Origin of the sequence: Bauldia litoralis (assembly GCF_900104485.1) — a bacterium.
GTDB lineage: Bacteria > Pseudomonadota > Alphaproteobacteria > Rhizobiales > Kaistiaceae > Bauldia > Bauldia litoralis.
The window spans coordinates 19,201-32,131 of the sequence record NZ_FMXQ01000001.1; the positions used below are offsets into that span (position 1 = coordinate 19,201).

The 12,931-nt window shown below is 66.6% G+C and carries 14 protein-coding genes; 8 read left to right on the forward strand and 6 right to left on the reverse strand.

Annotation, left to right across the window (positions count from 1 at the left end; all coding sequences use genetic code 11):
* Nucleotides 1-8: 8 nt before the first annotated feature.
* Together BLT60_RS00085 and BLT60_RS00090 are read left to right on the forward strand one after the other, a co-directional pair.
* Entirely contained in the window at nucleotides 9-317 is a 309-nt protein-coding gene (locus tag BLT60_RS00085; protein ID WP_090874192.1) for a DUF3572 domain-containing protein, read from the forward strand.
* Nucleotides 314-940, forward strand: coding sequence for a GNAT family N-acetyltransferase (locus BLT60_RS00090; RefSeq protein ID WP_090874193.1), 627 nt, complete (start codon nucleotides 314-316; stop codon nucleotides 938-940). Before BLT60_RS00085 ends, BLT60_RS00090 begins: the two co-directional genes overlap by 4 nt.
* Here the strand turns inward: BLT60_RS00090 and BLT60_RS00095 are convergent.
* Entirely contained in the window at nucleotides 937-1,320 is a 384-nt protein-coding gene (locus tag BLT60_RS00095; protein WP_090874194.1) for a flagellar export protein FliJ, read from the reverse strand. The two genes, BLT60_RS00090 and BLT60_RS00095, sit on opposite strands and share 4 nt — an antisense overlap.
* Nucleotides 1,321-1,773: 453 nt before the next feature.
* Between BLT60_RS00095 and ctrA the strand changes: the two genes are divergently transcribed.
* Entirely contained in the window at nucleotides 1,774-2,475 is a 702-nt protein-coding gene (gene ctrA / locus BLT60_RS00100; RefSeq protein ID WP_090874195.1) for a response regulator transcription factor CtrA, read from the forward strand.
* A gap of 84 nt (nucleotides 2,476-2,559) precedes the next feature.
* Here ctrA and BLT60_RS00105 read toward each other — a convergent pair whose 3' ends face one another.
* Together BLT60_RS00105 and chpT are read right to left on the reverse strand one after the other, a co-directional pair.
* The gene (locus BLT60_RS00105; RefSeq protein WP_090874196.1) at nucleotides 2,560-2,925 is read right to left on the reverse strand and encodes a response regulator; all 366 of its coding nucleotides are present in this window, start codon (nucleotides 2,923-2,925) and stop codon (nucleotides 2,560-2,562) included.
* A gap of 98 nt (nucleotides 2,926-3,023) precedes the next feature.
* Nucleotides 3,024-3,704: a histidine phosphotransferase ChpT gene (gene chpT / locus BLT60_RS00110; RefSeq protein WP_090874197.1), complete on the reverse strand. Its 681-nt coding sequence runs from the start codon at nucleotides 3,702-3,704 to the stop codon at nucleotides 3,024-3,026.
* Between the two features lie 218 nt (nucleotides 3,705-3,922).
* Here chpT and BLT60_RS00115 point away from each other — a divergent pair, with 218 nt between their 5' ends.
* Entirely contained in the window at nucleotides 3,923-4,597 is a 675-nt protein-coding gene (locus BLT60_RS00115; RefSeq protein ID WP_090874878.1) for a DUF1134 domain-containing protein, read from the forward strand.
* Between the two features lie 152 nt (nucleotides 4,598-4,749).
* The gene (locus tag BLT60_RS00120) at nucleotides 4,750-6,171 is read left to right on the forward strand and encodes a coiled-coil domain-containing protein (protein WP_090874198.1); all 1,422 of its coding nucleotides are present in this window, start codon (nucleotides 4,750-4,752) and stop codon (nucleotides 6,169-6,171) included.
* Here BLT60_RS00120 and BLT60_RS00125 read toward each other — a convergent pair.
* Nucleotides 6,158-6,973 (reverse strand): DUF1194 domain-containing protein, encoded by an 816-nt coding sequence (locus BLT60_RS00125; protein WP_090874199.1) that lies wholly within the window; start codon nucleotides 6,971-6,973, stop codon nucleotides 6,158-6,160. The genes BLT60_RS00120 and BLT60_RS00125 overlap by 14 nt on opposite strands.
* A gap of 177 nt (nucleotides 6,974-7,150) precedes the next feature.
* Here BLT60_RS00125 and BLT60_RS00130 point away from each other — a divergent pair, with 177 nt between their 5' ends.
* Nucleotides 7,151-7,903 carry a hypothetical protein gene (locus tag BLT60_RS00130; RefSeq protein ID WP_139167718.1) on the forward strand — a complete coding sequence of 251 codons (753 nt, stop codon included), beginning with the start codon at nucleotides 7,151-7,153 and terminating at the stop codon, nucleotides 7,901-7,903.
* Nucleotides 7,904-7,916: 13 nt separating this feature from the next.
* Here the strand turns inward: BLT60_RS00130 and BLT60_RS00135 are convergent, their stop codons facing one another.
* Together BLT60_RS00135 and BLT60_RS00140 are read right to left on the reverse strand one after the other, a co-directional pair.
* On the reverse strand, nucleotides 7,917-9,344 hold the full coding sequence (locus tag BLT60_RS00135) for a tetratricopeptide repeat protein (protein WP_090874201.1): 1,428 nt from the start codon (nucleotides 9,342-9,344) through the stop codon (nucleotides 7,917-7,919).
* Between the two features lie 74 nt (nucleotides 9,345-9,418).
* Nucleotides 9,419-10,102 carry a DUF938 domain-containing protein gene (locus BLT60_RS00140; RefSeq protein WP_090874202.1) on the reverse strand — a complete coding sequence of 228 codons (684 nt, stop codon included), beginning with the start codon at nucleotides 10,100-10,102 and terminating at the stop codon, nucleotides 9,419-9,421.
* A 97-nt stretch (nucleotides 10,103-10,199) separates the two neighbouring features.
* On the opposite strand from BLT60_RS00140, the gene glgC reads away from it, so the two are divergent.
* A complete protein-coding gene (gene glgC, locus BLT60_RS00145; protein WP_090874879.1) occupies nucleotides 10,200-11,468 on the forward strand; it encodes a glucose-1-phosphate adenylyltransferase in 1,269 nt (422 codons plus the stop codon).
* Nucleotides 11,468-12,907, forward strand: a complete 1,440-nt coding sequence (glgA, locus tag BLT60_RS00150) for a glycogen synthase GlgA (RefSeq protein WP_210185529.1) — start codon at nucleotides 11,468-11,470, stop codon at nucleotides 12,905-12,907. The genes glgC and glgA overlap by 1 nt, the downstream gene beginning before the upstream one ends.
* The last annotated feature ends 24 nt before the right edge of the window (nucleotides 12,908-12,931 follow it).

Sequence of the window (12,931 nt, forward strand, 5' to 3'; positions counted from 1 at the left end):
AGGGTAATATGCACAGGCGAGATTCATCGAAACCGGCGAAAATACTGGATCGGGAGGCTGCCGAAGCCGTTGCCGTGGCGGCCCTGTCCTTCCTGGTTTCGAGACCAGAGGACCTGTCCCGCTTCTTCGCCCTGACCGGCCTGGCGATCGACATGATCCGCCAGACGGCGACCGAACCGGGCTTTCTCGGCGGAGTGCTGGATTTCTACCTCGGCGACGACCGACTGCTGACCGATTTTGCCGCCGACGCCGGCATGCCACCGGAGAACGTCGCCGTCGCCCGCCATATGCTCGATCCCCACGGATGGCAGGCATGAAGACCATCCCCCTCAAGCTCGACGGCTATACCGACCTGCCGCCCGGCAAGCTCGCGAATATCGTGACGTATCTGGAGATGACAGCCCCGCCCCGGCTGGCCCCGCCGGCCGAAGCCGACGATCTGCGCCTGCGGCGGATGGAGGCGCCCGATCCCGACTGGTATCGCGAGGTTATCGGCCGGATCGGCGCGGACTGGCTGTGGGTGCATATCCCGCTGATGCCTGCGCCCCAGCTTGCCGCCCTGGTCGCCAATCCGGCGGTCGAGATCTACGCCCTTGAGCGCGACCGCACGGTTGTCGGCATCGCCGAACTCGACCGGCGCACGCCGGGCGTGGTCGAGATCGTCATGTTCGGAGTGATGCCGGAGGCGGTTGGCACCGGCGCCGCCCATCGCCTGATGCAGGGCGTGCTTGCCGCGGCGTTCCGCGACGATACCCGGCGTGTCTGGCTGCATACCTGCACCCATGACCACCCGTCGGCGCTGCGCTTCTACCGCCGCGCCGGCTTCGTTCCCTACAAGCTGGGAATCGAGGTGATGGACGATCCGAGGGTGTCGGGCGCCATTGCCGAAACGACGGCGCCGCACATTCCCATCATCCGGCCGAAGCCGGAAAATCCCTAGCGGGCGTTGGCCGCGCGCGGCGGATGGTCGGGATCGGTGGCGCGATCCGCGGCGCCCCGTTCAGCCAGGGCCTCGATCTTGTCCAGTTCCTCGCTCGCTTCAGCGAATTCCGCGTTGGCCGAGGCCAGCTGTTCCTTCAGTTCGTCGGCCGAGGCCATCAGGTTGTCGCGCCGCGTCGCCGCCGCCTTGGCAAAGGTCGGATAGGCAAAATGGGTGACGTCACGGATGCCGCTCCGCTCCTGCTCGGCAGCGATCTGGTTGTCGAGATCGGTCGCCATTCGCTCGAATTCGGCGATCATCGTCTCGATCTGCGCCAACTGGCGGCGCTTCTCCTCAACCCTGAAACGCTTGAGCCGGATCAGGCTTTCACGCGACTTCATTGACTGCACTCCCTCACGCATCGACATGCACACCACCCTGAATGAGCGGCATTCCTTATTGTCCGCCGCCACAAACGGGCGGCTTTCGGCCTCGGCCCGGGGCGCGAACCGCGGGCGTTGGTAACCTTTCGTTTACGTCTCGCGTTAATCATGACCGGGATGGCTTAATTCGGGGTAAACCGAAGTCCGGTTGAAGCACCCGATTTCCGTGAGTCATGTGAATCAGTTAGCGGGATTTCTTCAACCCGGTTAACAAGATGTTAATCGATAGAATTGTCCATAAAGTCAGTACAATGGACCGATTCACAAAGATTTCTCGTTAATTCGCTTGTGCAAGAGAATCAGACTTTGTTAACCAATGGCAGGTAGCGTGCGAATCGAGGTTAATCGTTCCTTGGTGCCCACGAGAGTCGCGGGTACGCCAAGTCCGAGGGGCAGGCCAGGGGGTGTGGCATGCGAGTTTTATTGATTGAAGACGACAGCGCTACCGCGCAGAGCATCGAACTGATGCTCAAGTCGGAGAGTTTCAACGTCTACACCACGGACCTCGGCGAGGAGGGTGTCGATCTTGGAAAGCTCTACGACTACGACATCATTCTTCTCGACCTGAACCTTCCGGACATGTCCGGCTACGAGGTTTTGCGGTCGCTACGGGTTTCCAAGGTAAAAACGCCGATTCTGATCCTCTCCGGCCTTGCCGGGATCGAGGACAAAGTCCGTGGCCTTGGATTCGGCGCCGATGACTACATGACCAAGCCGTTCCACAAGGACGAGTTGGTCGCGCGCATCCACGCGATTGTCCGCCGGTCCAAGGGCCACGCCCAATCCGTCATCACCACCGGTGACCTGACGGTCAACCTCGACACCAAGACGGTCGAGGTCAACGGCCAGCGCGTGCATCTGACCGGCAAGGAATACCAGATGCTGGAGCTGCTCTCGCTGCGCAAGGGCACGACCCTGACCAAGGAGATGTTCCTCAACCATCTCTATGGCGGCATGGACGAGCCGGAGTTGAAGATCATCGACGTGTTCATCTGCAAGCTGAGGAAAAAGCTGGCAGCCGCCACCGGCGGACAGAACTACATCGAGACCGTCTGGGGTCGTGGCTACGTGCTGCGCGAGCCGGACGAACACGAGATACGCGAAAGCGCCTGACCGTTTCCTCCCGTGGTGCCAACAACAAGAAAAGCCCCGCTTCCTTCCGGCGGGGCTCTTTTTTTGGCCTCTCGCGATCCCGCGTCAGAGCAGGCCGATTTCCTGGAGCTTCGCCTCGACGATCTCGCGATTGAAGGGCTTGAGGAGATAGTCGTCGGCCCCTGCCCGCATCGCCCGCGTGATCTGGGCGACATCGTTCTCACTGGCGCAGAAGACGACGGTCGGCTTGTCGCCGCCGTCGCGCGCCCGCAGCGCGGCGACGAACTCGACGCCGCTGACGCCCGGCATGTTCCAGTCGACCAGGATCATGTCCGGCATGGTGCGCTGACAGACATCGAGGGCCTGGCCGCCATCTTCCGCCTCGGCCACGGTGAAGTCGAGTTCCTCGAAGATCCGGCGCGCGACTTTGCGCACGACGCTCGAGTCATCGATCACAAGGCATTGCTTCATCGGCGTTTTTCCTCGGTGCCCGGGACAACGTATCGACCGTTTGGGTCGATACGCGCCGCGGCACGCGGCCCTATCAGCGGCAAGCTGACGGCGAAACCTTAAGAATCCGCTGAAACGTCCGGTTGTATTCCGGCCTCTGCCGGTACCGCGGTGATCACCACGTCCTCGCCGTCGAGACTGGCCGAGACCGTCATCCTGCAATTGCGGGCCAATGCGCCGGCATAATAAGCCTGCACCGACTGGGCATCGACGTCCGCGCCGTCGATGTCGCCGGGCACCAGGCGCTCGAAGGCTGCGGGAATCCGGGCCGTCGGCCCGACCGAACGCAGGGTGAAGCGCGGCGTGGCCGCCTCGCCTTCGATCACCACGCTGATCGAGCCGCCGCGCGGCACCGCGGCATTGGCGAGCAGGACGAGATTGAGCACCAGCTTGACCAGGTTCTTGGCCATCAGCACCCGCGGCGCCGACCAGGTGAAGTCGGCCTTTTCGCCTTCCATGTAGCCGGTGGCGACCTTTTCGGCGTCCGCCAGGTCGATCTCGGCGCCGGCCGAACCGGCCGCGCCGAAGGCAAGCCGCGCGAATTGCAGCTTTGCGGACCCCTGCCTGGCGCTGCGGCGAATGAGATCGAAGGCGAATTCCTTCATGTCCTCGCTGTTGTCCTCGTCGAGGACCTCGAGGCCATTGATGATGGCGCCGACCGGCGAGATGATGTCGTGGCAGACACGGCTGCAAAGCAGCGCGGCTAGATCGAGCGCTTCCAGTTCGGCCCGGTCGGTCATCACGCCTCCGTTCTTTCTCTCGTCAATCCGAATCACGCCGGCCAACGGCCGGATTCGACCGATACACCGGTGGCGACAACCTGCCAACCGCGCCCGGCCAACGAAGCGACGCGCCGCTATCCCGCCAATTTTTGCAATAGACTTGGCCGTGCGGGACTGCGATTCGCCGCGCCGCTCCGAGGGGGCGGCGGCGACCAGTGGAAAACAGGGACCGACCGATGATCGAGACACTGCGCCGGACCGGGTGCGCGGCCCTGCTGGGGCTGATGGCGATGGCTCTGCTGGCGACCGGCGAAGGCCAGGCCCAGACCGCCGCGCCGCAACCGGCGCCTGGAACCACGGTCTATCCGGCCCAACCGGGGACCGGCGATTATGAAGTCGTCTCGCCCGGACCGCCGACCCAGCAGCCGGCGACCTATGGGGCCGGCGAACTGATCGATGTCGGCCACGAATTCTTCGGTGAAGTTTCGCAAGGCCTTGCCAGCGTCGTCGAGCACGCGATCGGCAATTATGGCCTGCCGAACGGCTATGTCGTTGGCCAGGAAGCGACCGGCGCCTTCGTCGGCGGCGCCCGCTATGGCGAGGGCATCCTTTACACGAAGAATGCCGGACAGCATCGCGTCTACTGGCAGGGCCCGTCGATCGGCCTCGATGTCGGGGCCAACGGCAACCGGGTGATGATGCTGATCTACAACCTGCCGGCGGTCGAATCGATCTACCAGCGCTACGTCGGCGTCAACGGCTCGGCCTATATCGTCGCCGGCCTCGGCATGACGGTCCTGTCGCGCCGCGGGGTCTACGTCGTGCCGATCGTTTCGGGCGTCGGCGCCAGGCTGGGCGTCAATTTCGGCTATCTGAAATTTACCGACCGACCGACCTGGAACCCGTTCTGACCGCGCTGTTGCGCCGCGGATGACGCACGTGTGACCGAGTGCATTGTTCGTGGTCAGGTGTTTTGGTTTAGGATAGGGGTAGCCCGGCTGGCGCCCGCGAGGGAGCTGTGCGACATGGCTCGGGCGACCGCGGTGGTTGGAGTCGAGGACCCTTGATTCAGGCGATCATGTATTTCGCGCTGGGCTTGCTGACGGCGGGCCTGCTGGCGCTCGCCATCGCGCCGGCGATCTGGCGTCGCGCCGACCGCCTTGCCCGCGCCCGGGTCGAAAGCGACCTGCCGCTGTCCCTGACCGAGATCCAGGCCGAGAAGGACCAGTTGCGCGCCGGCTTTGCCGTCTCGGCCCGGCGGCTGGAGATGAAGGTCGAGCAGCTCGAAGCCAACGCCAACGGCCAGTTGCTGGAGATCAGCCGCAGCCGGACCGAGATCGCCCGGCTCGAAGCCGACCGCAATGCCAAGGCAGAGACCATCGAAGCGCTGGAGGCCCGCGGCGCCGAACTGGTCAGCGAATTGCGGGCGGCTGAACTGCGGATCACCGAGGCGAACGCCGAGATTTCCAGGCGTGACAACAGCCTGGCCGAGCAGAAGGCTGCGATTACCGGCCTCGAAGCCGAACTCGCCAAGGCCCAGGTACTGACCGAAGAACAGAAGATGGAGTTGGTCGCCCGCGACACGACGATCGGCAACCTCAACGATTCGCTCGCCGCCTCCAAGGCGGCAGAGGCCCAGACAGGGCTTGCCCGCGACAAGCTGGCCGCTAGCCTGGCGGAAGAGCAGGCCGCCCACACGGCCGAAAAACGACGCGCGGCCGGGCTCGAGGCGCGGATCACGGCCTTCGAGGCCGAACGGGTCGACCGCCTGGCGACGCTCGAGCGCCGTGGCGGCGAGGTCAAGGCATTGCAGGCCGAACTGGCGGCCGAGCGGGTGCGCCGCGAAAGCATCGCCGCCGAGATCGCCCAGCTCGAAGCCGAGCGGACCGAGCGGTTGCGGGAACTGACCCGCCGCTCCGAGGAAGTCGAGTCGCTCAAGGCGACGCTCCAGCGCACCGCCGATAGCGCCGCCGAGGCAAGCGCCGCAGGCGGCGACGGCGACAATGTCAGCAAGGCGATCTCCGCGCTCGAGGTCGAGAAGCACGAACTCGCCGCCCGACTGGCCGCGCTCGAGGACGACCACGCCAGCTTGCGGGCCGAGAATGAAGAACTCCGGCAGACGAGCGGCGCCGACTGGGAAGCCCGGCGCACCGAAGACCAGCGCATCCGCGAAAAGCTCAGCGAAGTCGCCTCGACTGTCGTTGCCATGGCCAGGGCGGCCGAGCCGGCGCCCCCCCCTGCCCCCGCTCCGGTCGCGACCGAGGAAGCCGCTGCGCCGCACGGCAACGGCAATGGCGAGAGCGGAAACGGCCATGGCGGAGCCGCCGCCAAGGGCGCGAGCGATGAGGGCGAGCAAGACGAAGGCGAGGCACCGCCCCGTCAGGCCGAAGGATCACGACCGGTGGCCCGGACCCTGGCGGAACGGATTCGCTCGCTTCAGCGCGCACCGGCCCGGCCGGACGCCGAGAGCGTCACGGATCATTGAGGATCCAGTTGCCGCGGTTCTTCTCGCCGATCAGGCAGTCGATGCGACTGCCGGCAGCGGACTCCGCCACCTGCATCACCCGGGGCGGCAGGCCGGCAATCTCCAGCACCAGCTTGCGCCTGATCGCCTGACCGAACCCGTCGCGATCGCGGACCGGCACGATGAAGGCCCCCGGCCCGCCAATGACGCAATCCTCGAAATAGACGTCGAGATTGGGGATGCGGGCGCGACCGGCGGCAATGCCCTCGCGGATCATCACTGGCAGGCCGTTGATGGCGATGCCCTTCCGCACCAGCGCATCGCGGGCCTCGACGACCGGCGCTCCCATGTTGTTCGGCCCGTCGCCGGAAACGTCGATCGCCCGCCGGAAGCCGCGCGCGCCACTTTGGGCGAATTGCGCGGCGGCGAATTCCAGCGCCGAGGAGATCGACGTGCCGAAATGACGGCGGATGGGCAGGCGGTTGATGTCGCGGGCGAAGACGTCGGCGCTGTCGGCGTCCGCCACGATGCGCCACGGCACGACCAGCGCCTGGTGCTGCGTGCCGGCCCATTCGACATAGGAGACCGCGATCCGGCCATGCAGCCCGGTCTCGATCGCCCGGATGACGTCGGGATGGCGAAACGCGTCGACATAGCCGTTGCGCTGAAGCTCGGCCTCGCCGCTGTCCATCGACCCGGACACATCGACGGCGAGCACCAGTTCGAGATCGACATCGACCTGCGCATGTACAGGCAGGACGGAGCACACCACGACAGCCATCGCGCCGATGAACGCGGTCCTGATGGTATTCGGACTTCTCATACGGCGCATCCGTCCGCGATGTGAAACGGCCCCGGAGTCCCCTGCCCGTACGATGGTAGCGCGCGCCACGACGCGGTCAAACGAAACCGTCCGCCACGGCGACATAGACTTTGACAGGGTCCGCCGTACGTCGTTGACTGGCACCTGACGCCATCAAGCAAGGAAGAGCCGATGTTCATGCGCCAGTCCCTGACGATCGCGATGCTGTCCATCGGCCTTGGCGCGGGCGGCGCGGCGCAGGCCGCGAATGGCTTCGATCCCCTCGCCTCATGCGCCGCGGCGCTCGGCGAGTCCAGCGAGATCCCCCCGGTCGCCATCGGCTTCTGGGCTTACGGTTTCCTTGATGCCGCCACCGGCGAGGCTCACATGGTGACGACCGAGCGGCTCGAGACGATGGTCGGCGCGCTGCGCGCCGAATGCCGCGCGGCCCCCGACATGCGCATGTACGATCTCGCCAACAAGCTGGCCGAGAGCCAGATCAAGAAGGAGCCGACGGTGGCGGACGCCGGACGGGCGCTGCTGTTGCGGTTCTTCGATCCGGCCGAAGACCTTCACGCCCTGACCCAGTCGCTGAGGCCGTCATCCGACGACGTCCGCACGGTCTATGCCGAGCCGCTGGCCAGCGCCCTGATCGCCAACTACGAGGAAATGTTCACCCCCGATGCGGTGATCGGCCCCAAGCCCGAGCACAAGCAGCTGCTCACCACCTTCACCACCACCGCCCGCCTCAAGGCCGGCGATCCAGTGCTGGACGAATTCCCCGGCGGCTACAAGGAAGTGCTGGAATTCTTCGTCAGCGACGTGCCGATCGGCCGCTTCAAGTTCGTCGAACAGGGCGAGACGCTGGGCCTCGCCTTCGACGGCCTGATCCATGTCAACGGCCACTGGGTGCTGATGCCCAAGCCGTGGCGCGTCCTTCCCGAACCGTAGCGCGGACCGCCCCTCAGCCGGGGTGCTCCGCCAGCCACGCCGCGGCAAAGGCGTCGCCGGCTTCGGCCGCCTTTTCCATCCATGACCGCGCCTCGGCCATGTCGACGGCGACGCCGAAGCCCTTCTCGTAGGCCTGGCCGGCGTTGGCCATCGCGTCCGGGTTGCCGGCTTCTGCGGCTGCGAGGATCCACTTGAAGCCTTGTGCCGGATCCGCCGCCACACCGCGCCCGGTCTGCAGCATCAGTCCGTAGTTGTTCATGCCGACCGGTTCGGCATCCTCGGCCGCCGCCTTGAACCAGCCAAGCGCCGCCGCATCGTCCTGTGCCGTGCCGATCCCCTCGAGATAGAGAACGCCGAGCCGCGTCCTGGCCTCTGCGAGACCGGCCTCGGCGCTCTTGCGGGTCCAGTCGAAGCCGGTGGCGAGATCGGCGGCATCGCCGTCGCCAAGGGTCAGCAGGTCGCCGAGATTCTTCATCGCCCACGGGTCGCCGGCCTCGGCGCCGAGCAGATACCAGCGCGCCGCCTCGTCAGCGTCCTCGTCGACCACGTCGCCATTGGCGTAGTAGAGGCCGACCGCGTTATAGGCGTCGCGATAACCGGCGTCGGCCGCCTTGCGGAACCAGGCAAGCGCCTCGCCAAGGTCCTCCTCGACGCCCTCGCCCACTTCGTGGAGGAGTGCGAGATTGTACATGGCGACGCGGTCGCCGCCTTCGGCCGCCGCGCGATAGAGGCCGGCCGCCTTGACGTTGTCCTCCTCAACGCCGAGCGCCTCGTCGTAGATGTAGCCGAGCTTGCTCATCGCGTCGGCCCGACCAAGCGCGGCGGCAGCCTCGAACAGGCGGCGCGCCTCGCCGTAATCCTGGTCGACGACGGTGCCGTAGAAATAGAAGACGCCGAGGTTGTGCAGGCCCAGCGCCTCGCCGGCATCGGCGGCGATGCGGTAGAGCCGCGCGGCTTCCTGCAGGTCGCGGTCGACGCCCTTGCCGAACTCGTGGAAGCTGCCGAGATTGGCCGTGCCGGTCGGATCGCCGAGATCGGCCGCCTGCCGATACCAGCGCGCCGCCTCTACGAGATCGAGCGGAACGCCGAAGCCATATTCATACTGGTAGCCGATGTTGGTGAAGGCGGCCGGATAGTCGAGCGCGGCGGCCTTGCGATACCAGTCGATCGCCAGCGCCTCCTCGCCCGCCGCGTCATAGGCGCGGCCGAGCTGGAAGAGGAGCCGTGGATTCTGCGGGTCCGCCGCGACCGCGGCAAGGCAGGCGGCCTGGGCCGCCTCGACATCCATGTCCGGCTGCTCGACGCCCTCGGCGATCCTGTCGCCGTCGGCCGGTCCCGCCGCCAGCCGGTCGCAGTCGGTGATCTCCTGCGCGAAGGACGGTGCGGAAACGCCCATAGTCGCGACGGAAACAAGGGCAATGAGGATCGACGATCTCGGCATCGGTGCACTCCGGCGACGGCGCAGACGGCTTGCCGATCCGCCTACCACGATTGCCGGCCCCTGTCCGCCACGGCTCAGGCCCTGGCCTGGAAGACCAGCGTCAGGTTGTTGGCCGGCATCGACCGGGTTTCGGCAAGCTGGAGGCCAGCGCGGTTTGCCTCTGCTTCAACCTCGGCGACATCGCGGACGCCCCAGTCGGGGTTCCGCGCCCTGAGGGACTCGTCGAAGGCGGCGTTGCCGGGAGAGGTGTGGACGCCGTCGCGCTTGAAGGGGCCGTAGACAAAGAGGCAGCCGTCCGGCGCCAGATGCCGGGACGCGCCACGCATCAGCCCGCCGGTCACCGGCCATGGCGCGATGTGCAGGACGTTGATGCACAGCATCGCGGCAAGGCCCGCCGCCGGCGGGCGGCCCCCGGTTCCGAACTGCCAGTCGTCCCCGGCCGCGTCGAGCAGGACCGGCGGCATGACATTGACCGGGGCGCCGGCGCTGCGCCGCCGCGCGATGATCGCGACATGCTCGGCGCTCGGGTCGCTCGGCCACCACGTCAGCCCCGGCAGGGCTTCGGCAAAGGCAACCAGATGCTGCCCGGTGCCGCTGCCGATCTCCACGACGTCGCCCGCCCGACCAGCCAGCCACGGGTTCAGGACATCGAGAATGGGGCGGTGGTTGCGCTGGAAGGATGGCGAGTCCGGCAGGCCTTCGCGCGGCGTCGCGGCAACGGCTTCGCTGAAATCGACAAGGAATTCAGGACGTTTCATCCGGCACTCATCCCACTTCGCAGGAAGCCGATCATAACAAGCATCGACGGCCCGTCATTTCCTCGCGTATCGTATGGGCAAGAAACGGGAGGGAACGATGGCGGAGAGGAACGGGCATGCGCCTTTGGCGCGCGACGCGATGGCCTATGTGTTGGCCGGCGGCCGGGGAAGCCGGCTGCTCGAACTGACCGACAAGCGCGCCAAGCCGGCGGTGTTTTTTGGCGGCAAGACCCGGATCATCGACTTCGCCCTCTCCAACGCGTTGAATTCCGGCATCCGCCGCATCGCCGTCGCCACCCAATACAACGCCCATAGCCTGATCCGTCACCTCCAGCGCGGCTGGAGTTTCCTGCGGCCGGAGCGCAACGAAAGCTTCGACGTCCTGCCGGCCAGCCAGCGGGTTTCCGAGAGCCACTGGTACGCCGGCACCGCCGACGCGATCTTCCAGAATATCGACATCATCGCCAGCTACGCGCCGAAGCACATCGTCGTGCTGGCCGGCGACCACATCTACAAGATGGACTACGAGCTGATGCTGCAGCAGCACGTCGAGTCCGGCGCCGATGTCACCATCGGCTGCCTCGAGGTGCCGCGCATGGAGGCGACCGGCTTCGGCGTCATGCATGTCGACGGGAAGGACAACGTTCTCTCCTTCCTCGAAAAGCCCGCCGACCCGCCCGGTATCCCCGACAAGCCGGAGATCGCGCTGGCGTCGATGGGCATCTATGTCTTCGAGACGAGCGTGCTGTTCGACCAGTTGCGACGCGACGCCGCCGAGCCGGGATCGAGCCGCGACTTCGGCAAGGACATCATTCCCTGGATGGTCGCCAACGGTAAGGCCGTTGCCCACCGCTTCACCGCCTCCTGCGTCCGCTCGGCGCGCGAGACCGAAGCCTATTGGCGCGATGTCGGCACCATCGACGCCTATTGGCGGGCAAATATCGACCTCACCGACATCGTGCCGGCGCTCGACATCTACGACCGGTCCTGGCCGATCTGGACCTATGCCGAGCTGACCGCGCCGGCCAAGTTCGTCCATGACAAGGAGGACCGCCGCGGCATGGCGGTCAATTCCCTGATCGCCGGCGACTGCATCGTGTCGGGCGGCTCGGTTCGCCGCTCGCTGCTCTTCACCGGCGTCCGGATCAACTCCTACGCGGCGGCCGACCGGGCGGTGATCTTGCCCTATGTCAATGTCGGTCGCTCCGCCAAGCTCAAGAAGGTGGTGATCGACCGGGGCGTCCGCATTCCCGACGGACTGGTCGTCGGCGAGGATCCGGAGCTCGACGCGAAACGCTTCCGGCGGACCGACGACGGCGTCTGCCTGATCACCCAGGCGATGATCGACAAGCTCGCCGCCACATGATCCGCGTCCTATCCGTCGCCTCCGAAGCGTTTCCGCTGGTCAAGACCGGGGGCCTTGCCGATGTCGTCGGCGCCCTGCCCGGGGCTTTGAGCGGACACGGCGTCGAGATGCGGGTGATGCTGCCCGGCTACCCGGCGGTGATGGCGGCGCTCGACGGCGCGACGGTGGTCAAGCGCTACCGCAACCTGTTCGGCGGATCGGCCCGCCTGGTGACGGCGACCGGCGGCGAGCTGGAGCTCATCGTCCTCGACGCGCCGAAGCTCTTCGACCGGCCGGGCAATCCCTATGTCGACGACAACGGCGTCGACTGGCTCGACAACTGGAAGCGCTTCGCCGCGCTCGCCCGCGGCGCCGCCGATATCGGCGCCGGATCGCTCGACGCCTTCGTCCCCGATGTCGTCCATTGCCACGACTGGCAGGCCGGGCTGGCCCCGGCCTATCTTCGCTTCGCGAAGGGCAGAGCGGCGGCGAGCGTCACGACGATCCACAACATCGCCTTCCAGGGCCGCTACGACTCGACCGTCTTCCCCGAGCTCGGCCTGCCGGCGGAGGCCTTTACCATCGACGGCGTCGAATATTTCGGCGGTGTCGGCTACCTCAAGGCCGGCCTGCAATGCGCCGACGCGATCACCACGGTCAGCCCGACCTATGCCGGGGAAATCCAGGCGCCTGAAGGCGGCATGGGTCTCGACGGGCTGCTCCGCGCCCGTCAGGCGGTACTGTCCGGCATCGTCAACGGCATCGACACCGATGTCTGGAACCCGGCGACCGACACCCATCTCGCCCGCACCTATACGGCGCAACGGCTGGCCGGCCGCGCCGCCAACAAGCGGCAGGTCGAGAACGAATTCGGCCTCGAAAGCGGCGACGGGATGATCGCCTGCGTCGTCAGCCGGCTTGCCTGGCAAAAGGGCATGGATCTGCTCGGCGAGTGCATCGATCCGCTGGTCGCTGCCGGCGGCCGGCTGGCGGTGCTCGGCTCGGGCGACGCCGGCATAGAGGCGATGCTGCGCGCCGCCGCTGCCCGCCATCCCGGCCGGGTCGGCATCGTCACCGGGTACAGCGAGCCGCTGTCGCATCTCCTCCAGGGCGGCGCCGATGCGATCGTCATTCCGTCGCGCTTCGAGCCCTGCGGGCTGACCCAGTTCTACGGGCTTCGCTACGGCTGCGTGCCGATCGTCGCCCGGGTCGGCGGACTGGCCGACACGGTCATCAACGCCAACATCGCGGCCGTCGATGCCGGCGTCGCCACCGGCATCCAGTTCCTGCCGGTCGAGGCGGAAGCGCTCAAGGGCGCGCTGATCAAGGCGCTCGACTTCTATGCCGACCGGCCGCTCTGGCAGCGCCTCCAGAAGAACGGCATGAAGGCCGACGTCTCATGGACGGCCAGCGCCGCCCGCTATGCGGAACTCTACCGGTCAATCGCCCCGGACAATTGAGGAGGCGGCGCGGCGGAATGCCCG